The 25,008-nt window shown below is 59.6% G+C and carries 24 protein-coding genes; 16 read left to right on the top strand and 8 right to left on the bottom strand.

What is annotated here, in order from left to right:
• Window positions 1–32: 32 nt before the first annotated feature.
• From rsfS to B7Y89_RS07445, 7 genes are all read left to right on the top strand, one after another.
• Window positions 33–446 (top strand): ribosome silencing factor, encoded by a 414-nt coding sequence (gene rsfS, locus B7Y89_RS07475; protein WP_292937207.1) that lies wholly within the window; start codon window positions 33–35, stop codon window positions 444–446.
• Window positions 447–709: 263 nt separating this feature from the next.
• Window positions 710–1,135 (top strand): 23S rRNA (pseudouridine(1915)-N(3))-methyltransferase RlmH, encoded by a 426-nt coding sequence (locus tag B7Y89_RS07470; protein WP_292937205.1) that lies wholly within the window; start codon window positions 710–712, stop codon window positions 1,133–1,135.
• An 8-nt stretch (window positions 1,136–1,143) separates the two neighbouring features.
• Window positions 1,144–2,361, top strand: a complete 1,218-nt coding sequence (locus B7Y89_RS07465) for a peptidoglycan DD-metalloendopeptidase family protein (RefSeq protein WP_292937204.1) — start codon at window positions 1,144–1,146, stop codon at window positions 2,359–2,361.
• Between the two features lie 96 nt (window positions 2,362–2,457).
• Complete coding sequence (locus tag B7Y89_RS07460; RefSeq protein ID WP_292937203.1) at window positions 2,458–3,801, top strand: S41 family peptidase; 1,344 nt, start codon at window positions 2,458–2,460, stop codon at window positions 3,799–3,801.
• Between the two features lie 15 nt (window positions 3,802–3,816).
• A complete protein-coding gene (locus tag B7Y89_RS07455; protein WP_292937202.1) occupies window positions 3,817–4,299 on the top strand; it encodes a disulfide bond formation protein B in 483 nt (160 codons plus the stop codon).
• 20 nt (window positions 4,300–4,319) lie between these two features.
• A complete protein-coding gene (locus B7Y89_RS07450) occupies window positions 4,320–4,811 on the top strand; it encodes a demethoxyubiquinone hydroxylase family protein (protein ID WP_292937270.1) in 492 nt (163 codons plus the stop codon).
• 80 nt (window positions 4,812–4,891) lie between these two features.
• Complete coding sequence (locus tag B7Y89_RS07445) at window positions 4,892–5,449, top strand: hypothetical protein (RefSeq protein WP_366415829.1); 558 nt, start codon at window positions 4,892–4,894, stop codon at window positions 5,447–5,449.
• A gap of 147 nt (window positions 5,450–5,596) precedes the next feature.
• Here the strand turns inward: B7Y89_RS07445 and fabI are convergent, their stop codons facing one another.
• From fabI to B7Y89_RS07430, 3 genes are read right to left on the bottom strand one after another with little or no spacing between them, the layout of a single operon-like run.
• Window positions 5,597–6,400 carry an enoyl-ACP reductase FabI gene (gene fabI, locus B7Y89_RS07440; protein WP_292937200.1) on the bottom strand — a complete coding sequence of 268 codons (804 nt, stop codon included), beginning with the start codon at window positions 6,398–6,400 and terminating at the stop codon, window positions 5,597–5,599.
• Window positions 6,397–7,437, bottom strand: a complete 1,041-nt coding sequence (locus tag B7Y89_RS07435; protein ID WP_292937198.1) for a YihY/virulence factor BrkB family protein — start codon at window positions 7,435–7,437, stop codon at window positions 6,397–6,399. Before B7Y89_RS07435 ends, fabI begins: the two co-directional genes overlap by 4 nt.
• Window positions 7,430–8,392 carry a DnaJ C-terminal domain-containing protein gene (locus B7Y89_RS07430; RefSeq protein ID WP_292937197.1) on the bottom strand — a complete coding sequence of 321 codons (963 nt, stop codon included), beginning with the start codon at window positions 8,390–8,392 and terminating at the stop codon, window positions 7,430–7,432. The genes B7Y89_RS07435 and B7Y89_RS07430 overlap by 8 nt, the downstream gene beginning before the upstream one ends.
• Before the next feature lie 210 nt (window positions 8,393–8,602).
• Between B7Y89_RS07430 and pdxH the strand changes: the two genes are divergently transcribed.
• From pdxH to B7Y89_RS07415, 3 genes are read left to right on the top strand one after another with little or no spacing between them, the layout of a single operon-like run.
• The gene (gene pdxH, locus B7Y89_RS07425) at window positions 8,603–9,214 is read left to right on the top strand and encodes a pyridoxamine 5'-phosphate oxidase (RefSeq protein ID WP_292937196.1); all 612 of its coding nucleotides are present in this window, start codon (window positions 8,603–8,605) and stop codon (window positions 9,212–9,214) included.
• A gap of 10 nt (window positions 9,215–9,224) precedes the next feature.
• The gene (locus B7Y89_RS07420; protein WP_292937195.1) at window positions 9,225–10,217 is read left to right on the top strand and encodes a cation diffusion facilitator family transporter; all 993 of its coding nucleotides are present in this window, start codon (window positions 9,225–9,227) and stop codon (window positions 10,215–10,217) included.
• On the top strand, window positions 10,214–11,044 hold the full coding sequence (locus tag B7Y89_RS07415) for a PhzF family phenazine biosynthesis protein (RefSeq protein ID WP_292937194.1): 831 nt from the start codon (window positions 10,214–10,216) through the stop codon (window positions 11,042–11,044). The genes B7Y89_RS07420 and B7Y89_RS07415 overlap by 4 nt, the downstream gene beginning before the upstream one ends.
• Here B7Y89_RS07415 and B7Y89_RS07410 read toward each other — a convergent pair.
• On the bottom strand, window positions 11,041–12,165 hold the full coding sequence (locus B7Y89_RS07410) for a serine hydrolase (RefSeq protein WP_292937193.1): 1,125 nt from the start codon (window positions 12,163–12,165) through the stop codon (window positions 11,041–11,043). The two genes, B7Y89_RS07415 and B7Y89_RS07410, sit on opposite strands and share 4 nt — an antisense overlap.
• Between B7Y89_RS07410 and B7Y89_RS07405 the strand changes: the two genes are divergently transcribed.
• The gene (locus B7Y89_RS07405; protein ID WP_292937192.1) at window positions 12,152–12,565 is read left to right on the top strand and encodes a hypothetical protein; all 414 of its coding nucleotides are present in this window, start codon (window positions 12,152–12,154) and stop codon (window positions 12,563–12,565) included. The genes B7Y89_RS07410 and B7Y89_RS07405 overlap by 14 nt on opposite strands.
• A gap of 10 nt (window positions 12,566–12,575) precedes the next feature.
• Here the strand turns inward: B7Y89_RS07405 and mnmA are convergent, their stop codons facing one another.
• Window positions 12,576–13,724, bottom strand: a complete 1,149-nt coding sequence (gene mnmA / locus B7Y89_RS07400) for a tRNA 2-thiouridine(34) synthase MnmA (RefSeq protein ID WP_292937191.1) — start codon at window positions 13,722–13,724, stop codon at window positions 12,576–12,578.
• 498 nt (window positions 13,725–14,222) lie between these two features.
• Here mnmA and B7Y89_RS07395 point away from each other — a divergent pair, with 498 nt between their 5' ends.
• From B7Y89_RS07395 to B7Y89_RS07375, 5 genes are all read left to right on the top strand, one after another.
• On the top strand, window positions 14,223–14,522 hold the full coding sequence (locus B7Y89_RS07395) for a DUF1153 domain-containing protein (RefSeq protein WP_292937189.1): 300 nt from the start codon (window positions 14,223–14,225) through the stop codon (window positions 14,520–14,522).
• A 394-nt stretch (window positions 14,523–14,916) separates the two neighbouring features.
• A complete protein-coding gene (locus B7Y89_RS07390; RefSeq protein ID WP_292937187.1) occupies window positions 14,917–16,143 on the top strand; it encodes an efflux RND transporter periplasmic adaptor subunit in 1,227 nt (408 codons plus the stop codon).
• 5 nt (window positions 16,144–16,148) lie between these two features.
• Window positions 16,149–19,313 carry an efflux RND transporter permease subunit gene (locus B7Y89_RS07385; protein WP_292937185.1) on the top strand — a complete coding sequence of 1,055 codons (3,165 nt, stop codon included), beginning with the start codon at window positions 16,149–16,151 and terminating at the stop codon, window positions 19,311–19,313.
• A 107-nt stretch (window positions 19,314–19,420) separates the two neighbouring features.
• The gene (locus B7Y89_RS07380) at window positions 19,421–20,626 is read left to right on the top strand and encodes a DUF445 domain-containing protein (protein ID WP_292937183.1); all 1,206 of its coding nucleotides are present in this window, start codon (window positions 19,421–19,423) and stop codon (window positions 20,624–20,626) included.
• On the top strand, window positions 20,623–21,153 hold the full coding sequence (locus tag B7Y89_RS07375) for a GNAT family N-acetyltransferase (RefSeq protein WP_292937181.1): 531 nt from the start codon (window positions 20,623–20,625) through the stop codon (window positions 21,151–21,153). Before B7Y89_RS07380 ends, B7Y89_RS07375 begins: the two co-directional genes overlap by 4 nt.
• A 9-nt stretch (window positions 21,154–21,162) precedes the next feature.
• On the opposite strand, the gene B7Y89_RS07370 is transcribed toward B7Y89_RS07375, so the two are convergent.
• From B7Y89_RS07370 to groES, 3 genes are all read right to left on the bottom strand, one after another.
• Window positions 21,163–22,782: an ATP-binding protein gene (locus B7Y89_RS07370; RefSeq protein ID WP_292937179.1), complete on the bottom strand. Its 1,620-nt coding sequence runs from the start codon at window positions 22,780–22,782 to the stop codon at window positions 21,163–21,165.
• A gap of 240 nt (window positions 22,783–23,022) precedes the next feature.
• A complete protein-coding gene (gene groL / locus B7Y89_RS07365; protein ID WP_292937178.1) occupies window positions 23,023–24,666 on the bottom strand; it encodes a chaperonin GroEL in 1,644 nt (547 codons plus the stop codon).
• 49 nt (window positions 24,667–24,715) lie between these two features.
• Complete coding sequence (groES, locus tag B7Y89_RS07360; RefSeq protein ID WP_292937176.1) at window positions 24,716–25,003, bottom strand: co-chaperone GroES; 288 nt, start codon at window positions 25,001–25,003, stop codon at window positions 24,716–24,718.
• Window positions 25,004–25,008: the final 5 nt, after the last annotated feature.

The following is a 25,008-nucleotide window of genomic DNA, read 5'->3' as shown; positions in this document are numbered from 1 at the left end:
ACTCTTGAGCCACGGAGGCCATTTCGCGCACCATGACCAGCGTTCAATCTCAATCGGCCAACGCCGACAAAGCCAATAAAGTGTCTGCCAAGGCTGACAATACGCCCCGCACTGCCGCCTCACTGCACGATCTCGTGCTGGCCTCGCTTGATGATGATCAGGCCATGGAAGTCGTCAGCCTTGCGCTCGAAGGCAAAAGCTCGATTGCCGATTACATGGTAATCGCATCGGGCCGTTCAACACGGCAAGTCGCTTCGATGGCGCAAAAGCTTTCCGAGCGGATCAAGCACGGCGGCTATGGCCACGTCCGCATCGAAGGCCTGCCCGCTGCCGATTGGGTGCTGGTTGATGCCGGTGACGTGGTGATCCACTTGTTCCGCCCCGAAGTGCGCACGTTCTACAACCTTGAACGCATGTGGAATTTTGGCGACGCAGGCGCAGCCTGACCTGTACTCCCCTCCCGTTTACGGGAGGAGTTGGGGCCTTCTTTTGTTTCACGCAGAGACGCAGGGAAGAAAAGAGAGACGCGGAGATGAAAAGGGGGCCGAATAGCCCCTTCTCCTCTGCGCCCTTTCCGCTTGCACATGGCGTGAAACAAAAAGGCGGTCTTGCCACCCGCGCAACCTCCCCGCGCCTCCCTTTTCTTCTCCGCGTCTCTGCGCGAAACCCTCTTCTTCTATTCCCCGACAATCCCCGCTACACCTCGACCATGCTCCTCCACATCATCGCTCGCGGCAAAATAGGCCGGTCGCCCGAGGCAGAGCTGGTGGACCGTTATGCCAAGCGCATTTCGTGGGGCTGGAAAGTCACCGAATTGCCGGATCGTGGCGGCCAGATCCCGCCGCCTTCGCAAACCCCGTCGCGCACCGTGGCGATGGATGAACGCGGCAAGCAACTCACCTCCAGCGAATTTGCCGCGATCCTCGGCCGGTGGCGCGATGATGGTGTGCGCGAAACGCGATTCCTGATCGGCGCGGCTGATGGCCATGATGATGTGTCACGCCAATCGGCAGACCTGCTGATCGCATTCGGCAAAGCCACATGGCCGCACATGCTGGCTCGCGCGATGCTGGCCGAACAGTTGTGGCGCGCCACCAGCATTCTTGCTGGCCATCCTTATCATCGCGAAGGATAAGCGTCGCCATGACGTCACGCTTTGCCTTTGTTCTTGCGGTTTTGGCGCTAGCCGGTGTCGCGGGTTGGCAGGCCACCGCGCAGCAAAGCAATGTCTATACCGATAGCGGTGAGGCAGGCGAGGCCTTGCGCCGCGCAGGGCAAGCGCTGGCGCAAACCCGCGCCCGCGCTGAAAAGCTGGAAACGTCAGCCCGCACTGCGACGGCAGAAGCGGACCGCACCGCGCGCGAAGCCGCCGCCGTTGCCGCGCGCATCCAGCAGTCCGAAGCCGAGATCGAACTGGCCCAGGCCAAAATTGCGCTGATCGATCGCCAGCGTGAGACGTTGCGCGGGCGGATGGCCGAACGGCAGGAGCCGGTTGTACGGCTGACCGCTGCCTTGCAAATGATGGCGCGCCGTCCGCTCGCGTTCAGCCTCGTCCGCGCCGAATCCTTGCGGGATACGGTCTATCTGCGCGCGGTGATGGAAACGATGCTGCCCGAAGTGCAGCGCCGTACCGCCGGTTTGCGCGCCGAAATCCAGCGTGGCCGCAAGTTGCAAGAGGACGCCCGCCTCGCCACGGTTGAGCGGCAGACCAGTGAAAAGGCATTGAAAGACCGGCAGGCTGAACTTGCCGCACTGGAAAGCCGCCAGCGCCTTGCCTCGCGCGCAGCGCAAGGTGTGGCCAGCCGTGAGGCAGACCGCGCTATGGCTTTGGCCGAACAGACGCGTGATTTGTCCGCGCTGATGGGCCAACTTGAAACGGATGGTACAATCCGCGCGCGCCTTGCCGCACTGCCGGGTCCGATCCTGCCGCCAAGCCGCCCCGGCGAAGTGCTGATGGTCGTCGATTCGCCCGCTACCGCCGCATCAGCAACACCTTCAGGCCTTGCCTGGATAGTCCCCGTCTCGGGCCGACTCGTCTCGGGCTTTGGTGAGCGTGCCGATGTTGGTTTGACGACCGGCATCACGCTGGTGGCCAGCAGTGGCGCGCAAGTCGTGTCCCCCGCCGATGGCCGGGTGGCCTTTGCCGGGGCCTATCGTGGTTATGGCCGGATCGTGATTGTTGAACATCCCGGCGGCTGGACCACGCTGGTCACCAACCTTGGCCGAATCGGGGCTGCGGTGGGCGAACAGGTGGTGCAGGGCTCGCCGCTCGGCAATGCCGGGCCGGGGCGTCCGGTGCTGACGGTCGAACTGCGGCGTGATGGCACCCCGGTCAACCCGCTGGAGCTGGTGCGCGGATAATCCTCGTCGCCTGCCCCAAAACCTCATCTGGCGTTAATTCACCGGTGGTTATACAACTGTCATATGCATGCACCCTCGCGAAAGGCCCCAAGGGCAATGACGTTCGCTCCTCTTTTGCGCGCAACCGCGCTTGTCACTGCCGTTGCGCTGATCCCGGTGGCCACCGCCGGCCTTGCTGCTGTTGACGCCCGCTCCGGTCCTGAATTCGGCAAACTTGTCGCGGTCTATGAACGCGTGAAGGCCAATTATGTCGAGCCGGTGGATGATGACAAGCTGCTCAAGGGCGCAATCTCGGGCATGCTCGCCACGCTTGATCCGCACAGCTCCTATCTTGATGCGCGTGATTTTGAAAATCTGCGCACCCAGACCGAAGGTTCGTACGGCGGGCTTGGCCTGTCGGTCACGCTTGATGATGGCGCGGTCAAGGTCATCGCGCCAACCAAGGGCAGCCCGGCGGATCTGGGCGGCATCAAGGCGGGCGATTTCATCACGCACCTTGATGGCAAGCTGATTTACGGCGGATCGCTGGATGAAGCGGTTGACCAGATGCGCGGCGTTCCGGGCACGCAAATCCGCCTCAGCGTGTTCCGTCCCGGCCGGGATGAACCGTTCGACGTCACCATCACGCGCAAGATCATTGAACTCAAACCCGTAGAATGGGAGCTTCAGGGCAGCGTCGGCGTGATCTCGGTTTCCAGCTTCAGCGCTGATGTCGGCGCATCGGTGCAAAAGGCATGGAACGACGTAAAGGCCAAGACGGGCGGCAAAGTGACGGGGCTCGTGCTCGATCTGCGCAGCAATCCCGGTGGTCTGCTGGACGAAGCCGTGGCCTTGTCCGACTTGTTCCTCGACAAGGGCACCATCGTTTCGCAGCGTGGCCGCTATGCCCGCGATAACGAGGTCTACCCTGCCGAAATGATGACCAAGGGCGACATTGCCAAGGGCGTGCCGATGATCGTGCTGATCGATGAAGGCTCGGCCTCGGCGTCGGAAATCGTCGCGGGCGCTTTGCAAGATCAACGCCGCGCCGTGGTTATGGGCCAGCGCAGCTTTGGCAAGGGCAGCGTGCAGACGCTGATCCCGCTGTCGCGCGAGACCGCGATCAAGCTGACGACCGCGCGCTATTATACGCCATCGGGCAAATCGGTGCAGGAAGGCGGGATTGATCCCGATATCGCCGTGCCGCAGATTTCCGATCCCGATCTGCGCAAGCGCGCAATGCGGTCTTATCGTGAAAGCGATCTGCGCGGCCACTTGATCAACGAAATCAAGCTGGACGACAAAGACCTTGAAAAGGACAAGATTGACGATCCGCGCTTCAAGATGACGCCGGAAGAGCTGAAGGCCAAGAACATCAAGGACTTCCAGCTTTATTACGCGGTGCAAACGCTGGGTCGCACTGCCCCGCGCAGCGCGCTTGCGGCCAAGTTGAAGCGGTAACAGGGCGAAACTTTCGTGACACCGGTCCAGTCCAGAAACGCTGCCTATGCGCTTGCGCTGATCGTGCCTGCCGCGCTGATGGGCGGTGCGCTTATCTCGCAATATGGCTTCGGCTTGTACCCTTGTGAAATGTGCTGGTGGCAACGCTATCCGCACATCGCCGCGATTGTGCTGGCACTTCTGGCCCTGACCATTCGCGGAAAAGGTGCGGGCGATCTGGCGGTGATCCTTGCGGCCATCTGCATCGGTGCAGCGGGCCTGATCGGCGGGTTTCATGCAGGCGTCGAATACGGCTGGTGGGAAGGCGTGACCTCGTGCGCCACGGTTGCCAGTGGCGGTGATCCGCTTGATGCGATCATGAACGCTCCGGTCATCCGCTGCGATGTCGCCCCTTGGTCCCTCTTGGGCATCAGTCTGGCCGGATTTAACTTCCTGCTATCAATGGGTGGTGCCGTGCTGGTATTCGCATTGCTCGGCAAAGGCCGAAAGGGAGCCTGATCGTGGTCAAGAACGCTTCAATGCTGCGGGTCAATCAGGCCGGAGAATTCGGCGCGACATGCATTTACGCAGGCCAGCTTGCCGTGATGGGCAACCGCGCGCCGCACTCGGCTGAAATCGCCGCGATGGCTGAACAGGAAGCGGTACACCGCGAAAAGTTTGACGCGCTGATCGCCAAACGCGGCGTCCGCCCCACTTTGCTGCAACCGGTGTGGTCTGCTGCTGGTTTTGCGCTGGGTGCCGCGACGGCCTTGCTCGGCCCGGAAGCTGCGATGGCCTGCACCGCCGCGATCGAGACCGAGATCGACAAGCACTATACCGAACAGCTTGAAGAACTTGGCGATGAAGACCCCGAATTGTCCACCATGATTCGCGAATTTCGCGATGATGAACGCGAACATCGCGACGCCGCTTTTGCCGCTGGCGCGGAAAAAGCGCCCGCCTATCCGGTGCTGTTCCAGGCAATCCGGCTTGGCTGCCGCGTGGCGATTGCGGCCAGCAAGCGGATTTGATTCCCGACAACGACGCGGCTTCATCTACCATTCACAGCGGGGCGGCCCTATATCAGGGATAAGCTTACCGGAGACCGATGATGAAGCGCCTGATTCCTGCCGCCCTGCTTGCCGTCAGCGCGTTTGCTGTCCCGGCCCACGCGCAGGACCCCGCGCTGACCGATCCTGCCGGAGAGCGCGTGAACCAGATCATCGTTTATGGGGATGATCCGTGCCCCGCATCGGCAGATGGCACGATCACAGTTTGCGCGCGCAAGGAAGAGGAAGAGCGTTTCCGCATTCCCAAGGCCCTTCGCGACAACCCCAATGCGATTGCCAACCAATCGTGGAGCCAGCGCGTGCGGGCTTATGAAACGGTTGGCGCATTCGGCACCAATTCGTGCTCGGCAGTTGGCGCTGGCGGTGCAACCGGTTGCGTCGCCAAACTGATCGACCGCGCCTATGCCGAAAAGAAGACGTCTTCGGACGTGCAATTTGGCAAGCTGATCGAAGACGAACGCGCCAAGCGCCTGCAGACGTTGGATGCAGACGCGGCAGCGGAACAGGCGCGCGTCGAACAAATCGAAAAAGAATACGAAGCCCGCCTCAAGCGCGAACGCGATGGCGTTGAAGCGCCAACGGCACCTGCACAACCCTGATCGCGTAGCGCTATAAAAGGTTTCGCGCAGAGGCGCAAAGGAGGCGAAGAGCGCAGAGAAGTTGCGCACTTCCTCTTCGCGGCCTCTGCTTCCTCTGCGGCTCTGCGCGAAACACCTTCGCTTCGCGAATTCAGGACTAAGCTTGCCTCAGCTTAGCGCGATGTCCGGGGCGTCTTCCTGCTTCATGCCGATGGTGTGATAGCCTGCATCCACATGGTGCGTTTCGCCGGTCACGCCCGATGCCAGGTCTGACAGCAGGTACAGCCCTGCGCCGCCGACATCATCGATGGTCACGTTCCGGCGCAGCGGGCTGTTCAATTCGTTCCACTTCAGGATGTAGCGGAAATCGCCGATGCCGCTGGCGGCCAGTGTCTTGATCGGGCCAGCTGAAATGGCATTCACGCGGATGCCCATCGGCCCGCAATCGTTGGCAAGATATTTGACGCTGGCTTCCAGCGCGGCCTTGGCCACGCCCATCACGTTGTAATGCGGCACAACCTTTTCCGCGCCGTAATAGGTCAGCGTGACGATGGACCCGCCGTTTGGCATCATTTCAGCCGCACGCTTGGTCACGGCCACCAGGCTGTAGGCCGAAATGTTCATCGTCATCAAAAAGTTGTCGAGCGTGGTGTCGTAAAACTTGCCGCGCAACTGCGTCTTGTCGGAATAGCCTATGGCGTGGACGATGAAGTCGATCGTCGGCCAGCGCGCTTTCAATGTTTCAAACGTGGTGTCGAGCGCGTCCATGTCGGACACGTCGCATTCGATCAGGAAATCGCTGCCAAGGCTTTCGGCCAGCGGGCGCACGCGCTTGGCCAGCGCCTCGCCCTGATAGGAGAACGCCAATTCCGCGCCCTGTTCGCTCAACTTCTGGGCAATGCCCCATGCGAGCGATTTGTCGTTGGCAAGGCCCATGATCAGGCCCCGCTTTCCCTGCATCAGTCCTGTCATGCGCTTTCAGTCTCGCTTCTCGTCGTCTTTGCAACCGCGCGTTCGCGGTCATCGGCTTGTCCCAACATGTCACGCTCCTCCGGTGTTTCGGCCAGCGCGGCGTTGAGTTCGGCCCCAACCACCATCCCTAAGCCCACCAGATAGAAAAAGAAAAGAGCGATCATCATTCCGGCAAGGCTGCCATAGGTCAAATCATAGGAAAAAAAGGTCCGCAAAACTGTGGGTAGCGCAGTTGTTACCCCGATCCACCAAAGGGTTACGAACAGCGCGCCCGGCCATTTGGGATAATTGCGCCCCCGATATGCACCCGGGGTTAACGAAATGAACAAAAGCCACAATGCACCGTAGAGGATGAAAGCCGGCGCGATCCGGCTTAAAGATAGCATGCCGACCAGTTCGTTGAATTGCGGCAAAAACGCTTCGATCACTTCCTGCGCGGTGCCGATAATCACCTGCGCAATGATCGAAAGCAGGATCAGGACGACTGACGCCAGAGTGATTCCGGTCGATGCCAGACGATACCGCCAGAAAGCGTGCTCCCACCTTGTGCCATAAGCGCGGCGCAAGATGTCGCGCACTGTTTCGATCAGGCTGCCGACTGTCCACAGCCCGAAAAATCCGCCGATCCACAGCAGCCAGCCGCTGCGGGCCTCGATCACACTACGCGCCACAGGCTCGATCACATCGGCCACCACCGGGGGTAAAGTGATAAGCACGGTATTGATCGCCGCTGACCGCTGGCTGGGCTCGCCAATGGCTGAAAATATGGCAGCGGCGGTGATGAAAAACGGGAACAGCGCGATGATCATCATATAGGCAAGGTTGCCTGCATGGATTGATCCGTCATTCCACGCGCCAACGACAATGCGCTTGGTTATGCCCCAAGCACGACTGCCCGGACCCAACTTTTCCCGCGCTTCGGCCATGCCCGCGCGCCAACGCAAAGCTTCGCGACGCCGTGCCTCAGGCGATAGATCGGGCACGTCGATAAGCGGATGCGCGCCCGGTGGCAGGTCGTCGGGCGCAGCCTCAGCCACCAAATTTGCTTCGAATGTCTCTCATGTCTTGCCAACCATCGAGACGCGCTTTCAGGTCCGGATCATCTGCGGGAATGTCAATTTGCAGCGTCACCAGCTGATCGCCGCGTGTGGCATCCTTGCGTGAAAAGCCCCGGCCTTTCAGCCGCAGCGTGCGCCCGCTGGATGTTCCGGGTGCCACGGTCAGCATCACCGCGCCATCGACAGTTGGCACTTTCACTTTTGCGCCATGCACTGCTTCTGCCAAAGTAATTGGCAAATCCATGCGAATATTGTCGCCGTCACGTTCATAAAACGGATGCGCGCCGATCTCGATGGTGACGATGGCATCGCCATTGCCGCCCGGGCCGGGCTCACCCTTGCCGCTCAGCCGCATTTGCTGGCCATGCTCCAATCCTGCCGGAAGTTTCAGGTCAATCGTCTTGCCGCCTGACAACGTTATACGCTGGTTGGCGCGGGTTGCGGCATCAACGAACGGCACGAGCAGCCGGTAATTGACGTTCGCCCCCTTGGGCGGCGGGCCGCGTCTTGCGCCGCCACCCATTCCGGCACCACCCATTCCGCCGCCACCCATACCGCCGCCGCCCATACCGCCACGGCCACCGAACAGGCCTTCAAAAATATCGCCCAGGTCGATGCCTTCAGGAGCGTCGCCAAAGCCGCCCTGGTGGCCGCGCGGATTGCCACCGCCAAAGCCGCCACCCCCGAAACCGCCGCCAAATCCGCCTGCCGGATTGCCATCGGCGTCAATCTCGCCACGGTCAAACTTGGCGCGCTTGTCGCGATCAGACAGCAAATCATAGGCGCGGGTCACTTCGGAAAAGCGCTCGGTCGCCTTGGGATTGTCTTTGTTGGTGTCGGGGTGCAATTCCTTGGCAAGCTTGCGATAGGCGGACTTGATGTCCTTCTCGCTTGCACTGCGGGGAACGCCCAAAATTGAATAAGGATCAGCCATGCGCCTTAGCTAGGATTAAGCGCGCCTGCCCGCAAGGTTGCCTTTCCACCTAGATGTCGCAGGAGTAGGTCTTTCGGCGATGCAATTGATCCTGATCATGGTCATGCTGCCCGCAAACGCCGATAAGGCGGGGTGTCGTGCTTCATCGGGAAGCTCTGTGATTGTCCCTCTGGACACTCTAAACTGTGAAAACCTTGTCAGGAAACTCTCGTGAATTCTGAACAGACGTCCGATGCCATCCCCCACTCCGATCCCCACGCGATCTTCGAATCATGGTTTGCGCAAGCGGGGATAAGCGAACCGAACGATCCAAACGCGATGGCACTGGCCACTGCCACGGCCGATGGCTTGCCTTCGGTCCGCATGGTCCTGCTCAAAGGCCATGGGCCTGACGGCTTTGTGTTCTATACCAACTTCCACAGCCGCAAGGGTGGAGAGCTGGCGGCCAATCCTCATGTCGCGCTGTTGTTCCACTGGAAATCGCTGCGCCGCCAGATCCGCATCGAAGGCCCGATTGCCGAAGTCAGCCCTGAAGAAGCCGACGCCTATTTCGCCAGCCGCCATCCCGAATCGCGATTGGGGTCTGCCGCGTCCGATCAATCGCGGCCCTTGCCCGACCGCCAGACCTATCTTGATCGCGTAGAGGCTCTGCGCGCGCAATATCCCGATGGCGACATTGCGCGTCCGGCGCATTGGTCGGGCTATCGTGTAATGCCCACGGCCATCGAATTCTGGCAGGACCGCGATTATCGCCTGCACGAACGCCGCCGCTTTGTTACCGATGGAGCGGGCGGCTGGACCAGCACCCTGCTTTACCCCTAAGGCCCTGCACATGGACATGACCACCACCCAAAACCACAACGATCTGAACCGCAAGGCGGCGCTGGCCAGCATTGCGGTGGCTATCATGCTTGTGGGGATGAAGGCGTGGGCGGTCATTTCCACCGGCTCCACCGCGATGCTGGGGTCATTGGCCGATACCTCACTGGATCTGATTGCCAGCCTTGCCACTCTGCTGGGCGTGTGGGTTGCGGCGCAGCCCGATGATCACAATCACCGCTTTGGCCATGGCAAGGCCGAGGCTCTGGCCGCGATGTTTCAGGTCGTGCTGATCTCGATCTCGGCCATTGGCTTGGCTTTCCGCGCGGTCGGACAGTTCTTCGGCGGTGGCAAAGTGGCCGAAGCCGAATCGGGCGTGATCGTTTCAACCATTGCGCTGGCTGCCACGTTTGCGCTGCTGGCCTACCAACGCCATGTCATCCGCAAGACAGGCAGCCTCGCGATCAGCACTGACAATGTGCACTACAAGTCGGACTTGTTCCTCAACGTCGCGGTCATCGCGGCGCTGCTGCTTGATACTTATGCCGGAATCGCAGGCGCTGACGCTGTGTTCGCGTTCGGCATCGCCATCTGGCTGGCATGGGGCGCATGGGGCGCATCGCAAGTGGCGATTGAACAGTTGATGGATCACGAATGGCCGCTCGAAAAGCGCGAGCGGTTTTTGCAAGTTGTCGCGCAGCACCCCGAATTGCGCGGGCTGCATGATCTGCGCACCCGCACCAGCGGCAACCGCGATTTCGTGCAGTTCCATGTCTGGGTCGATGGCCGGATGACCGTGACACAGGCGCACACGGTGATGGACGAGATCGAGGACAAGCTCATGGCGGAATTTCCCGGCGTCGAAATCCTGATCCATCCCGATCCAGAAGGACTGGTGGACGAAGAAGCGATGGGCGCGGAGAACCTTCTGGCCCCTGCAACTGACGGCACCAGCCCCGCCATTCTGGCGCAAGGTGCACCAATAACGGGAACACCCGCAGCGTGACCGACAGCAAAGTTCCCTATTTCCATGTCGATGCCTTCACCGCCACGCCGCTGAAAGGCAATCAGGCAGCGGTGATGATGCTGGAAGCCTGGCCCGAGGACTCGACGCTTCAAGCCATTGGCACAGAAAACATGTTTGCCGAAACCGCGTTCCTCGTGCCCGATCATAGCGGCGCTGCGGACTTTGAACTGCGCTGGTTCACCCCTGCGGCAGAAGTGGCCATGTGCGGCCACGCCACTCTGGCATCAGGCCATGTCGTGCTGGCGCAAGACCCGATGCGCGGCCGGGTGACTTTTGCGACGCGTCAGGTGGGCATTCTCGAAGTGGCGCGCGCCGGTGATGTTCACGACGGCGATGTTTATGCATTGTCATTGCCCGCGATGGAAACTGCACTCGCCGCTTTTGACGAAGCGCTGCCCCTGTTGGGTGGGGTTGTTCCGCAAGAGGTATGGCGCGGCGGGGAATACAACATCTTCCTCTATGCCTCGGTTGCAGACGTGATGGCGCTCACCCCTGATTTCAAAGCCTTGGCCGCATGGGGTGACGTGCAGTTCATCGCAACGGCTTTGGGTGTCGGTCACGCTTCGGGCGCAGATGTGGTCAGCCGCGTGTTCGTTCCCGGAGTGGGCATTGATGAAGACGCAGCCACAGGTTCAGCCCATGCCGCACTAACCCCGTTCTGGACCAAGCGCCTGGGGCGTAACAGCTTTTCTGCCCACCAGGCATCGGCGCGGGGGGCAGATTTTGCTTGCCGCCTCGAAGGGGATCGCGTGTTGCTCGGCGGCTCGTGCGTGACTGTCGTCGAAGGCCTGTTCCGCCTGCCCTAGCGGTACAGCGCGACGATATCGGCAAGCCTGTCCACCACCGGCCACAGTTTATCGTCCTGCGTTTTGCCAAGGCGCACCACAACAAGGCCGCTGCCGGGGCTGACCAGCACATATTGGCCAAGGTGGCCGATGCAGGCGTAAAGGTCTTTTGGGCCGCGATCGGGAAAGAGCGACGCTTCGCCCTTGGTCGGCTTGCGGTTCAGCCAGACTTGAGCGCCATATTGCGACTCGCGCGGGCTGGGCGTGACCATGAAGTCGATCCATTGGCGCGGAATGATCTGCGCGCCACCGACAGACCCCTTGGTACGCAGGAAATCACCAAAGCGCGCCCAATCACGCGCGGTGCCATGAATCAGCGATCCGCCGACCAGTGTACCCGCGCGGTCAAATTCGGGCAGCATGGATTTCATCTTTGCCGGTTCAAACAACCGCGTCCGCAGATATTCCGCCACCGCTCGGCGGCGGCTTTCGGGATCGGGTGCGGGCGAAAGCACCCGCGCTGCAAGATCGGCCAGAATTACGCTGCTGGCGGTGGAATATTCAAACTGGCGGCCAGGTTCGGCTTCCAGCGGCTGGTCCTCGGCATAGCGGGCCATATCGTCACGTCCGTCAAGAAACAGCATCCGCACTTCGTCTGATTCATAGACTGGGTCGATCGCCTCGGCGTGGCGCAGGCCGGAGCGCATTTGCAATAGCTGGCGCAGCGTAATCTCGCCGCGCGGATCCCCTGAACGCTGCCACGCCGGCACCGGCGCTGTTTCATCAAGCCGCAAGCGCCCATCGGACACCAACATGCCGATCATCACGCCGGTGATCGACTTTGCCATCGACCAGCTGACCAGGCGCGTGTTCTCATGCACGCCCGCGCCATAACGTTCGGCCACGATCCGGCCATTGTGCATGACGATCAATGCACGGGTTTCGGCTGCTTCTGGCGCAAACAGCGCATCGACTGCACGGGCGAGGTCTTCGCGGTTGACGCCGGGGTTCTTGACGACGGCCTTCAGCGCCTGTGCCGAAATCGGCGCTGGCCCTTCAGGCGCGTTCGTCCCCTGCGAACATGATGCCAAGGCTGGCAGCATCGCAAAGGGCAGGATAAGGGAGAGCATGTGGCGGGCCATCAGGTCTGTCCTTCCACCAGAACGCGTATCGATGGCAACCGGCAACCACAGTTCCCCCACAGCTCCGTCACTGACCATCGCGCCACGGCGCAGGCGCTGGTTGCGCTGGGTGCTGCTGATTTTGGCTTTAATCGCTGCGCTGGTTGCGCTGTTTCTGTCGCCTTTGCGCAGCTTTGCCCAGACCGGTGCCAGCTACGGGGCGCGCGTTGCATGTTCGTGCCGGTTTGTCGGCGGGCGCGCCTTGTCCGATTGCAAGCAGGACTTTGAACCGGGGATGGAACTGGTGACGTTAAGCGAGAATGTGGACGAGCGCAGCGTCACCGCGCGATTCGCCCTGATCGTCAGTGACAAGGCTACGTACCGCAATGGTTGGGGCTGCGTGCTTGATACGTGGAAGTGATCGGGAAAGGTCAGCCGATCCACGGCCCGGTCGTGTCGATCCAGCCACCGCCAACCACGCGTTCGCCTGAATAGATCACCGCCGCCTGACCCGGCGCAACGCCGTATTCCGGTTGATGGAAGCGGATCGTCGCCGAAGCGTTTTCGCCGAATGCACCCTCCAGCGTGACCGGCACAGGCTTTGCCATTGATCGCACTTTGGCTGTCAGCGGCCCTTGCGGCATGGGGCCTATGCGATTGGTTTCGATGATCGTGGCATGGCCCACGGCCAGCAACTGGCGCGGGCCTGCCAGCACGCGGCGATTCGCAGCATCAAGCCCGACCACATACAGCGGTTCGGGCTGGCCCCCGATTTCAAGACCACGGCGCTGGCCGACAGTATAGTGTATGATGCCGCGATGCGTGCCGAGCACTTCGCCGGTGGCAGCATGAACGATTTCGCCCGGAGCATCGCCTTCGGGACGGACCGAACGTACGACTTTGGCATAATCGCCATCAGGCACGAAACAGATGTCCTGGCTATCAGGCTTGCCCGCCACGGTCAGGCCCAGTTCCTGCGCAATGCGGCGGGTTTCTGACTTGGGCAAGCCGCCCAGGGGAAAGCGCAAGAATTCGAGCTGCGCATCGGTGGTGCCATAAAGGAAGTAGGACTGGTCGCGCGCCGGATCAGCGGCGCGGTGCAATTCAGGGCCAGCCGCGCCCATCACGCGTTGCACATAATGTCCCGTGGCAAGGCAATCTGCGCCAAGATCGCGCGCCATCTTGAACAGATCGGTGAATTTCGGGCCCATATTACAGCGCACACACGGGATGGGGGTGCGCCCGGCCAAATAATCATCAGCGAATCGCTCGACCACTTCGGCGCGAAAACTTGATTCGTGGTCGAAAACGTAATGGGCGATGCCAAGCCGGTCGGCGACATTGCGCGCGTCGCGGATGTCGTCGCCTGCGCAACACGCACCTTTGCGCCCGGTAGCTGCCCCATAATCGTACAGTTGGAGGGTGACGCCGATCACTTCTGCGCCGCTGGCTGCGGCGATTCCGGCCACGACCGAGCTGTCAACGCCGCCGGACATCGCCACAACAATGCGTTTTGCACTTAGTGGCTGCGGCAGGTCAAACAGATCAGACAGGTCGGGAAGTGCGGAGATTACGGACATTTGGCGGCCATAGGCGCTTTTTCAAACAAGGGCAAAGCCGCGTATTCCTGAGGCAGAAAGGGCAGGTCTGAACTGCCGGTAAGGATCATCAACAAAAGTTAAATGGCCTCTTTACCGGACCTTAGCGGTATCGACCGTACACCGTTTGGCGATGGATATGAGCTTTAACCAACCCGGCGCCTTCGTCCCACCTGAAATTGGGGGCGGACTGCGTCCAATGACTTGGCATGAGCTGTGCTCGCGCATAGCCGCTGTGCAGGATCTGCGCCGGGTGTTGGCGTCGGCAAGTGCCGGAGAAGAAGCAATTTTTACCGGCAGTTTTCACGGACAGGCAGCACGAATCATCGCAACGGGATTTTCGGGCGTTTCAACGCAATCAGCAGAAGGTGAATGCCTTGTTAACCCAGTCTCTTCAGCGAATGGCAAAGCGCAATTGGGCACAACACATCGAACAGACGGTCGCCCTGCGGCCGGGCCTCGCTGAAGAACGAGACTGATATGATCGAGAACCAGAAGATACGCCCTGCACAAGTGATCGGCCCCCTTGGGGAGCCCTTGACTGTGGACAGCCTTCCGCCACCCAGCACCACGCGCTGGGTTGTCCGTCGCAAAGCCGAAGTGGTTGCAGCGGTCAACGGTGGCCTGCTGACAATCGACGAGGTGTGCGAGCGCTACAACCTGACGCTTGAGGAATTCGCTTCGTGGCAACGCGCGGTTGATCGATCCGGCATGCAGGGTCTGCGGGTAACGCGCATTCAGCATTATCGCGATTTGTATGAGCGCCAGCTTAAATATTAACGTTTAAAACCAACTCCATCCATAGCTCCATCCACGACGGCCGTCTTTCCTCCGGAAAGGCGGCCGTCGTTTTGTGCGATGAGCGCGTAAAGGTCTTTGGGCCATATTTGCCGATCAAGCCGCGCGCTGTAACCATAACGAAAGTTGCGATAAACGCGCCTGTCGGGCGTTACAAAAAGTTACAGGTGCAAGAAAGACACGTTCTCCATTTCGGCTTAAGTCCTTTGTCGAGACATAATTGCCACTTGTCGGAAGCAGGTCTATTGTCGGCAACTAATGCGCCACAGTGGTAACGCCGCGATGCTTGCGGCCAGTGCGTTATTGAAGTAACACACCTACTCAAGCATGAAGGGGCCAGCCTTCGCACCGACATGGAACGAAGGCAGTGAAAAGCATGAATTACGAAACGACTATCGACGCCAGCAATTCTCACGAACTGAACACGCTTTCAGGTTCCGGTGGGCAAGCGCCTTCTTCGCGGCGCAAGTGGGTTATTGGCGCTATCGTTGCGCTTCTGGTTGTTGGTGCCTGGTGGGCCATGCACGGTGGTGGAACAGCAGACGATGGCGCCGATGTCGCGGGTCAAGCGCAAGTCGTGTCGGTCGTCGTTCCGGGCCAGACTACAATTACTGCTGCGATTAACGTCACTGGCACCATTGCTGCCCGCCGCCAAATGCCGGTGGGTGTGGCCGGTGAAGGCGGTCAAGTGACACAAGTCTTGGTTGATGCTGGCGATTGGGTGCGGGCAGGCCAGGTACTGGCGGTGATTGATCGCGAAGTTCAAACCCAACAAATAGCCAGCCAATCTGCCAATGTTGCTGTTGCCGATGCCGATGCACGGTTGGCGCAAGCCAATCTTGACCGCGCGTTAAAGTTGGTGGCCAAGGGCTTCATTTCAAAAGCAGACATAGATCGTCTTACGGCCACCCGCGATGCAGCGGTGGCGCGTGTGCGCGTCGCCCGTGCCGGGCTGGGCGAATTGGGGGCACGCGCAGCGCGGCTGAACATTGTGGCACCTGCCGCAGGCCTTGTCCTGACCCGCGCGGTTGAGCCGGGCCAGGTGGTCAGTTCGGGCAGCGGCGTGTTGTTTTCGTTGGCGCGCGATGGTGAGATGGAATTGCAGGCGCGGCTTTCCGAAGCGGATATGGGCCGCATTGCGATCGGCAGCACTGCCGATGTCACGCCCGTTGGAACGACTCGCGTGTTGACGGGTCAGGTATGGCAGCTTGCTCCAACAATCGACCAGCAATCACGCCAGGGCATCGCGCGGATCGCGCTCGGCTATGACGCAGCCTTGCGGCCGGGTGGTTTTGCCAACGCTGCGTTGCGTTCAGGTACCATCGTTGCACCCCTCTTGCCTGAATCCGCTATTTTGAGCGATGAAAAGGGCACGTATGTCTTTGTCGTCGGACCGGACAACAAAGTGCAGCGCCGCGATGTGAAGACCGGCGAAGTAAGCGCAAAGGGCATTTCGGTTATCGAGGGAATTTCGGGCACTGAAAAGATTGTCCTGCGCGCCGGTGGATTCCTGAATTCGGGCGATCTTGTGCAACCCGTTCCGATGCAAAGCCAATCGACGCCTGCCAAACCCGCGCAGAATCTGCCGGTGCAGGCGAAGTAACGGTCATGAATTTTCAGAACATTTCGGCCTGGTGCATCCGCAACCCGGTCGTGCCGATTGTCTTGTTCCTGGGGTTAACGCTGGCCGGACTGGTCTCGTTCTCCCAAATGAAAGTGCAGGACAATCCGGACATAGAATTTCCGGTTGTTATTGTTTCCATCGCGCAGCCCGGTGCAGCGCCTACGGAAATTGAAAATCAGATTACGCAGCGCGTTGAATCTGCCGTACGCTCAATTGCTGGCGTCGATACGCTGACCTCGACCGCGTCTGAAGGCAACAGCCAGACGATGGTCCAGTTCAAGATCGGTGAAGACATCAATTCAGCGGTCAACGAGGTCAAAAATCAGGTCGATCAGATCCGCAGCGATCTGCCCGAGGGCATCCTTGAACCACAAGTGTTCAAGGTTGAAACGTCTTCAGAGCCGATCGCTTATTTTGCAGTCGCTGCTGATGACATGACCCTAGAGCAATTGTCTTGGTACATTGACGATACGGTAGCCAAGCGATTGCTGACGGTTGAAGGTATGGCTGAAGTCAGCCGATCCGGCGGGGTCAGCCGCGAAATCGCCGTGACAATTGATCCTGCGCGAATGAGCTCGTTGGGCGTTACCGCTGCACAGGTCAACGCATCGCTGCGGCAGGTAAATATCAACGCAGCAGGTGGCCGCACCGAGATTGCCGGATCACGCCAGTCGGTTCGTGTGCTGGGCAACGCCCAGACAGCTTACGAGTTGTCACAAACCGAGATCGGCCTTGCCAACGGCCGGACGGTGCGTTTGTCTGAAGTGGCTGATGTTCGCGATAGCTTTAGCGAATTGATCTCGATTGCGAAATTCAATGGCAAGCCGGTGGTGACCTTCTCGGTTTCACGCGCACGCGGCGAATCTGACGTGTCGGTGTTTGACAGTGCGGTCGTGGAATTGCGCAACCTCGAAAAAGAGCAGAACGGCAAGATCCATTTCGTCGAACTGTTCACGTCAGTGAAGTACACCAAGGATCAGTACCGCTCATCAATGAACGCCATGGTCGAAGGTGCTATTCTGGCGGTGATCGTCGTGTTCTTCTTCTTGCGGGACTGGCGCGCGACGATTGTTTCGGCAGTGGCCATTCCGCTATCGTCGATCCCGACGTTCTGGGTCCTCGATCTGATGGGCTTCACGCTCAACCAGATGTCATTGCTCGCGCTGGGCCTTGTCGCCGGTGTTCTGGTGGACGATGCGATCGTCGAGATCGAAAATATCGTGCGGCATATGCGCATGGGAAAATCCGCTTATCAGGCGTCGATTGACGCAGCCGACGAAATTGGCCTTGCGGTTGTCGCCACGACATTCTCGATTGTTGCAGTGTTCTTCCCGGTGGCATTGATGCCCGGCGTTTCGGGTCAATTTTTCAAGAACTTCGGCTTGACCGTTGTGATCGCGGTGCTGTTTTCATTGCTGGTCGCGCGTATGATCACCCCGATGATCGCAGCCTATTTCCTCAAGGCCCACGGTGAGGCTGAACATGGCGGCGGCGTGTGGATGGACCGCTACATGAAAGTGCTCGGTTGGTCGCTCGATACGTCTAAAGCAAACGCCTATCGCCAGAAGCATCCACGGCGCCGGTTCATGGCGCGGCTGTTTGACCACCGTGTCTGGATGATGGGCATCGGGTTGGTCGCGTTCTTGCTGACGTTGCTGATGGGCTATTCGATCCCAAGCCAGTTTTTCCCCAATAGTGATAGCGATTCAAGCCAGGTCAGCATCGAGATGGTGCCGGGCACCACTTTGGCGCAGACAGATCGTAAGGTCAGCGAAATTGTCGATATCTTGAGCCGTGAACAAGAGCTTGAATCGACGCTGGCATCTGTGCGTGAAGCCAAGGCGACAATCTATTTGAACCTGCGAAAAGACCGTGAGCGTTCGAGCATCGATTTCGAGCGTGAGATGACACCGCGTTTGCAAAAAGTTGCCGACGTACGGACCAACTTCGTGTCCAATGGTCCCGGCGGTCCAGGCGGGAGTTCAGGCCGTCCGATCAGCATCATGCTTGCAGGATCCGATCCGGTAGCCTTGCAAAAAGCGGCACAAACCTTGGTCGAGGAAATGAGCGCGCTGCCGCAAGTGGTTGCGCCACGCATTAGCGCAGATTTGCGCCGGCCCGAGGTTATCATCAAGCCGCGCTTGAACCTTGCCGCTGACCTTGGCGTGACCACGCAGGCGTTAAGCCAGGTAATCCGCATCGCAACCCAAGGCGAGATCGACCAGAACAGCGCAAAGTTCTCTTTGTCTGACCGTCAGGTGCCGATCCGCGTCAAATTGCCCGTGGAATCGCGCCGCGATTTGTCGACTCTGGAAAATCTTCCCGTGCCGACGGTTTCGGGTGGGTCTGTTCCTCTGTCGCGCGTTGCGGAAATTTCGTTTGGTTCAGGGCCAACACAGATTCAGCGCTACAACCAAAACCGCCGCGTCTTCGTCGGTGCCGATTTGCCACCCGGTGTCGTTAAGGGCGATGCGATGACGGAGATCATGAAACTGCCCATCATGAAAAACCTGCCCCAAGGTGTTTCAAATACAGCGGCGGGTGAGGACAAGTTCCAAGCAGAGATGCTCAACAGCTTTGGCATCGCGCTGGGCGCGGGCATTCTGCTGGTATTTTCGGTGCTGGTGTTGCTTTATCACCGCTTCATCTCACCGCTGGTCAACATGGGGTCGCTGTTCCTGGCCCCCTTGGGTGGCTTGATTGCCATTGCGATTACCGGACAATCGTTGTCGATGCCGGTGTTCATCGGCATTCTGATGCTGTTCGGGATTGTCGCCAAAAATTCGATCCTGCTGATCGACTTTGCGATTGAAGAGATGGCGGCGGGCAAGGATAAACTTGCCGCGATTACCGAGGCTGGCCACAAACGCGCGCAACCTATTGTGATGACGACCGTGGCGATGGTGGCGGGCATGATTCCTACTGCGGTAACGATCGGTTCGGACTCGGGCTGGCGCGCACCAATGGGGATTGTGGTGATCGGCGGCTTGACGCTATCTACGCTGCTCACGCTGCTGATTGTGCCTGCGGGCTTCAGTCTGGCCGACGGCATTGAAAAGCGCATAGGGCCGTGGCTGTCCCGCAAAGTTCTGGGCCAGGAGCCGGGGGCATGGAACGAAAAGTCGCCCGATGCATTCCCGGCGGAGTGACCGCATCTCCGACACCATCCGCCGATCGCAACGTTTTGGCAGCACCCTCCAACCCCCGGCGGACCTTCCGGTTGCGGCCTGCAGGGCCTGTTGACCGGGCGCGGCGCATGCGGATCGTAGCGACGTGCCTGCTGATCGTGATGGCCGCGGTCTATATCGGCATGCGGCAAGTCGAACATGTTCATCCAGCATTCGGGTTTGTCCGGGCTTTTGCCGAAGCAGCAATGGTGGGGGGGCTGGCCGATTGGTTTGCCGTAACGGCGCTGTTCCGACATCCTTTGGGCATCCCCATCCCGCACACGGCGATTATCCCGGAGAACAAAGACCGCATAGCCGATACGATGGCGGCATTTCTGCAAAGCAATTTCCTTACCCCCCAAGTCGTCGCGCGGCGCATGGGAGCTTTGAATGCTGCGGCTGCAATGGGCGGGTTTCTGGCAGATCCGCGTACCGGCGAAAGCCGCTTGCGCGATGGCGCGGCAGGGCTTGTGGCCGACATTCTGGAATCGCTTGATCCCGATGAACTGGGCGGTCTGGCCAAAGGCGCATTGCGCAACCAGCTTGAGAAGATCGACCTTGCGCCCCTGCTTGGCCAGTTGATTGGCGCAGCGATTGCTGATGGGCGGCACATGGCGGTGATCGAAAGCCTGATCCGCAAAACCGCCGACACGATCGAGGCCAACGAGCCGATGATCAAGACCATGATTCACGAGCGGGCCAATACGATCCTGCGCTGGACTGGGCTGGATGAAAAACTGGCCAACGCCGTGCTTGATGGCATCTATAAACTGCTGGCCGAGACATTGGTCGTTCCAGATCACCCCGTCCGCGTCAAAATTGAAGACGGTTTGCAAACATTGGCGCACGATCTGGTCCACAATCCGGCGATGCGCGACAAAGTTGAACAGATGAAGCGCGAGGTATTGGCCAACCCTGCTTTTGCCCGTTGGCTTGATGGTCTGTGGGAGCGTGGCCGCGCGCGCATGCTGGAAATGGTGCGTAACCCCCAAGGGGCGCTGGGCGGGCAGTTTGGCGCAAGCCTTGCCGAATTGGGCCACGCCCTGCAGCGCGACACCGGCTTGCAGCGCGTGGTCAATCGCTTTGCCCGCCGTACGTTGGTGGGCGTTGCCACGCGATATGGCGCACAGATTGTGCGTCTGGTGTCCGAAACCGTCAAGCGTTGGGATGCCCGCACGGTGACGGACCGGATTGAAGGGGCGGTCGGGCGTGACCTCCAGTTTATCCGCATCAACGGCACGCTGGTTGGCGGGCTGGTGGGGTTGACGCTCCACGCGCTTGATCTGGCGCTGTGACAGCATTCCCTCAGTTGGAGAGTGAACGCTTGGTGTTAAGCCTTGCCGGGCGCGACGATTACATCCGGCTGCGTGATCTGGTTGCTGATCCGCAGGTACAGCGCTTTCTTGGTCCGCCCGCTGAAAATCCCACAGCCGACATGTTCGGCCGCGCGATGCGCGGGGCCGGATCGTGGCAACTCTATGGCTATGGCATGTTCATGGTCTGGGAGAGAGCGAGTGGTGCCTTTATCGGCCAGGCGGGCGTCTTCCATACGCTGCGCGGGTTTGCCAAAGGTCTGGACGACGTGCCCGAAGCGGCGTGGATGCTGGCGCACGACCATTGGGGCAAAGGCTATGCCACAGAAGCGATGGTTACGGCGCTGGATTGGTTTGATACACATCACGGGCGCAGCCGCATTGCCTGCATGATCGAACCCGAAAACGCAGCATCGATCCGCCTGGCCAATCGGCTGGGGTTCACGCGCTATGATGACCACATTCTGTCTGACGGCGCGACGGTCTGGCTTTATGAGCGGAACGTCTAGGCAGGCCGCCTAAACCGATGGACCCGGATTCCAGACCATTTCCAGAAGCCTTATCGCTCGGCTCTGCAGATCATCGATGGCAAAAGGTTTGGTCAACACGGCAACACCTGCTTCGGTTGAGTCTTTTTGCAGGACCACGCTGTCAGCATAGCCTGTGACGAAAAGGACTTTGAGGCCGGGCTGACGCCGCCGGGCTTCATCTGCCACTTGTCTGCCATTCAGTCCGCCGGGCAAACCGACATCTGTAACCAACAGATCGAGCCGGGGGTTTTGTTCAAGCATCGCCAACGCCGAAGGGCCATCGTGCGCTTCGATACAATCGAAATCCAGCAACCCGAGTGCGTCGACCATCATCATTCGCACGGTCGGTTCATCATCGACGACCAATATCCGCGCACCGGGTTGTGCAGCGCCCACCGGGCCGGTTGCGCTCTGGTCAAATTCTTCGTCCAAGCCGTGGTGGCGCGGAAGATAAATCCGCACTTGCGTGCCCTGGCCCGGATCGGACCGTACACGGACTATGCCGTTGCTCTGACGGGCAAAGCCATAGACCATCGACAAGCCAAGGCCTGTGCCTCGCCCCATGGGTTTGGTGGTGAAAAACGGTTCGAAGACGCGGTCGATATCTTCTGGCGCAATGCCCACGCCCGTATCGCTCACGGTAATGGCGACATATTCGCCTGCAGCCAGACCACGCTTGAACGCGTCTTCACCATGGAGTTGGAGATTAAGCGCCTCGATGGTCAGCATGCCGCCATCGGGCATCGCGTCGCGTGCGTTGATGCACAGATTGAGCATGGCGTTTTCCAATTGATTGGCATCTACCAGTGTGTGCCACAAATTGTCATCGCATGCGGTGGTAACGGTGATTTCAGGGCCGACCGTACGGCGGACCAGTTCGAGGAATTCGACAAGCAGCGCGTTGATGGCGGTGGGGCGAGGCGAAAGCGTTTGCCGGCGTGAAAAGGCAAGCAACCGGTGCGTCAACGATGCTGCGCGGCGTGCGGCGCTAAGGCCCGCAGTCACATAGCGTTCTGCATCATCGGTACGACCTTGTTCAAGTCGCCTTGCGATCATCTCAAACGATCCGGTGATACCAGCCAGCAGGTTGTTGAAATCATGCGCAAGGCCGCCGGTCAATTGGCCGACAGCTTCCATCTTCTGGGCCTGACGGAGCGCGCTTTCAGCCTGTTCACGCTGTGCCAAGGCATCGGCAACACGCTGTTCAAGCGTTTCGTTAAGAGACTGAAGTGCCACTTCAGCGCGGACCTTGTCCGTGACGTCCTTGAACAAAACGGCGACGAGCTTGTTTTCAAACGAACCCAAGCGGAACGAAGACACTTCAAGATGGCGGCCCGTCGCGACCAGTTCATTGCGGAACCGGATTGGCTCACCGGTGTGCAAGACCTTGCCGTAAAAGGCGATCCAATTGTCTGCCTCATCCGGAACGATATCGCGTAAGCGCTGCCCAACGACGTTCGAAATGCCAGTATGCCGCTCATACGCGGAGTTGGCGACCAAGTGGAGATAATCGCTCAAAGGGCCGTGCGCGCTATCGACAAATTCGATCACGCAAAATCCGTCATCCATGCTTTCGAACAGGATGCGATAGATTTCGCTGTCGGCCAAAATTGGGTGGGATGCGCCGCCAGACATCAGCGCGTCAGCCGTTGGTTGCTGTCATCAGCATACGCAAAACGGCAGAAGAATCGAAGCCTGTTGTGATTGGAATTGCCCGCACCATCATGCCCCAAACACATATCGGTGCGGCTGGTTCCCTAACTCATAAAAATTTTCAACATAAAAAAGGGGCCGGAAGGTTTCCCCTCCGGCCCCTGATCGTGTTTGGCTTGAAGTTGGCGTCGGACCTTAGAAGTCCATGCCACCCATGCCGCCCATGCCGCCACCCATTGGTGGCATCGCAGGCTTGTCTTCTGGACGGTCGCTGATCGCAGCTTCAGTGGTGATGAGCAGGCCCGAGACCGATGCTGCATCCTGAAGTGCTGTGCGAACGACCTTGGTAGGATCGATCACGCCAGCGGCCTTGAGGTTTTCATAGACGTCGGTCGAGGCATTGAAGCCCTGATTTTCGTCGTTTTCGCGCAGCAGATTGCCCGCGACAACCGCACCGTCATGGCCAGCGTTCGTGGCGATCTGGCGCAGAGGCGTCTGGATCGCGCGGCGCACGATGTCGATGCCCTTGGTCTGATCGTCGTTTGCACCCTTGAGGCCTTCAAGAGCCTTGGTTGCATAAAGAAGCGCGGTACCGCCACCGGGGACGATGCCTTCTTCGACTGCAGCGCGGGTTGCGTGAAGCGCGTCATCAACGCGATCCTTGCGCTCCTTCACTTCCACTTCTGTAGCGCCGCCAACCTTGATCACGGCAACGCCGCCAGCAAGCTTGGCAAGGCGTTCCTGCAGCTTTTCACGGTCGTAGTCCGAAGTGGTCACTTCGATCTGCGCACGGATCTGCTCGACGCGGCCCTTGATTTCGTCAGCCGAACCGGCACCATCAACAATCGTGGTGTTGTCCTTGTCGATCGTGACTTTCTTGGCCTGACCGAGCATGCCCAGCGTTACCGTTTCAAGCTTGATGCCGAGGTCTTCGGAGATCATTTCGCCAGCGGTCAGCGTGGCGATATCGCCCAGCATCGCCTTGCGACGGTCACCAAAGCCCGGTGCCTTGACGGCAGCGATCTTCAGGCCACCGCGCAGCTTGTTGACGACGAGGGTCGCTAGCGCTTCGCCTTCGATGTCTTCTGCGATGATCAGAAGCGGACGGCCCGACTGTACAACTGCTTCGAGGATCGGCAGCATCGCTTGCAGCGACGACAGCTTCTTCTCGTGGATCAGGATGTACGGATTTTCGAGTTCGACCGTCATCTTCTCAGGGTTGGTGATGAAGTAGGGCGACAGATAACCGCGGTCGAACTGCATGCCTTCAACGACATCGAGTTCGAATTCGAGACCCTTGGCCTCTTCAACGGTGATCACGCCTTCCTTGCCGACCTTTTCCATGGCCTGGGCGATCTTTTCGCCCACTTCCACGTCGCCATTGGCCGAAATGATGCCAACTTGTGCGATTTCAGCCGAACCGGTAACCGGGGTCGAACGTGCCTTGAGGTTTTCAACGACCTTGAGGACAGCGATATCGATACCACGCTTCAGGTCCATCGGGTTCATGCCGGCAGCGACCGAGGTCATGCCTTCACGAACAATCGCCTGTGCCAGTACGGTGGCGGTGGTGGTGCCGTCACCGGCTGCGTCGTTGGCCTTCGAAGCCACTTCGCGCAGCATCTGGGCGCCCATGTTTTCGAACTTGTCCTTGAGTTCGATTTCCTTGGCGACGGTGACGCCGTCCTTGGTGATGCGCGGTGCGCCGAAGCTCTTGTCGATAACGACGTTGCGACCCTTGGGGCCGAGCGTAACCTTGACTGCGTCAGCGAGAATGTCGACGCCGCGCAGAATGCGTTCGCGAGCGTCGCGGCCGAACTTTACGTCCTTGGCTGCCATGATGATTTCCTTTGAAGATTTGAATGGGTCAGGCGGAAAGTCCGGGTGATCAGACGATCACGCCAAGGACATCCGATTCCTTCATGATCAGCAGGTCTTCGCCGCCAACCTTGACTTCGGTGCCGGACCACTTGCCGAACAGGACGCGGTCACCGACCTTGACGTCCATCGGGGTGATCGTGCCGTTTTCGGCGCGAGCGCCAGTGCCGACAGCAACGATTTCGCCCTCGGCTGGCTTTTCCTTTGCGCTGTCAGGAATGATGATCCCGCCAGCAGTCTTTTCCTCGGCTTCGACGCGGCGTACCAGCACGCGGTCGTGCAACGGACGGAATGACATGGGTT

Source organism: Novosphingobium sp. 32-60-15, assembly GCF_002280675.1.
Taxonomy (GTDB): domain Bacteria; phylum Pseudomonadota; class Alphaproteobacteria; order Sphingomonadales; family Sphingomonadaceae; genus Novosphingobium.
The sequence above is the reverse complement of the archived record's forward strand: the minus strand, read 5'-3'. Positions and strand labels throughout refer to the sequence as shown.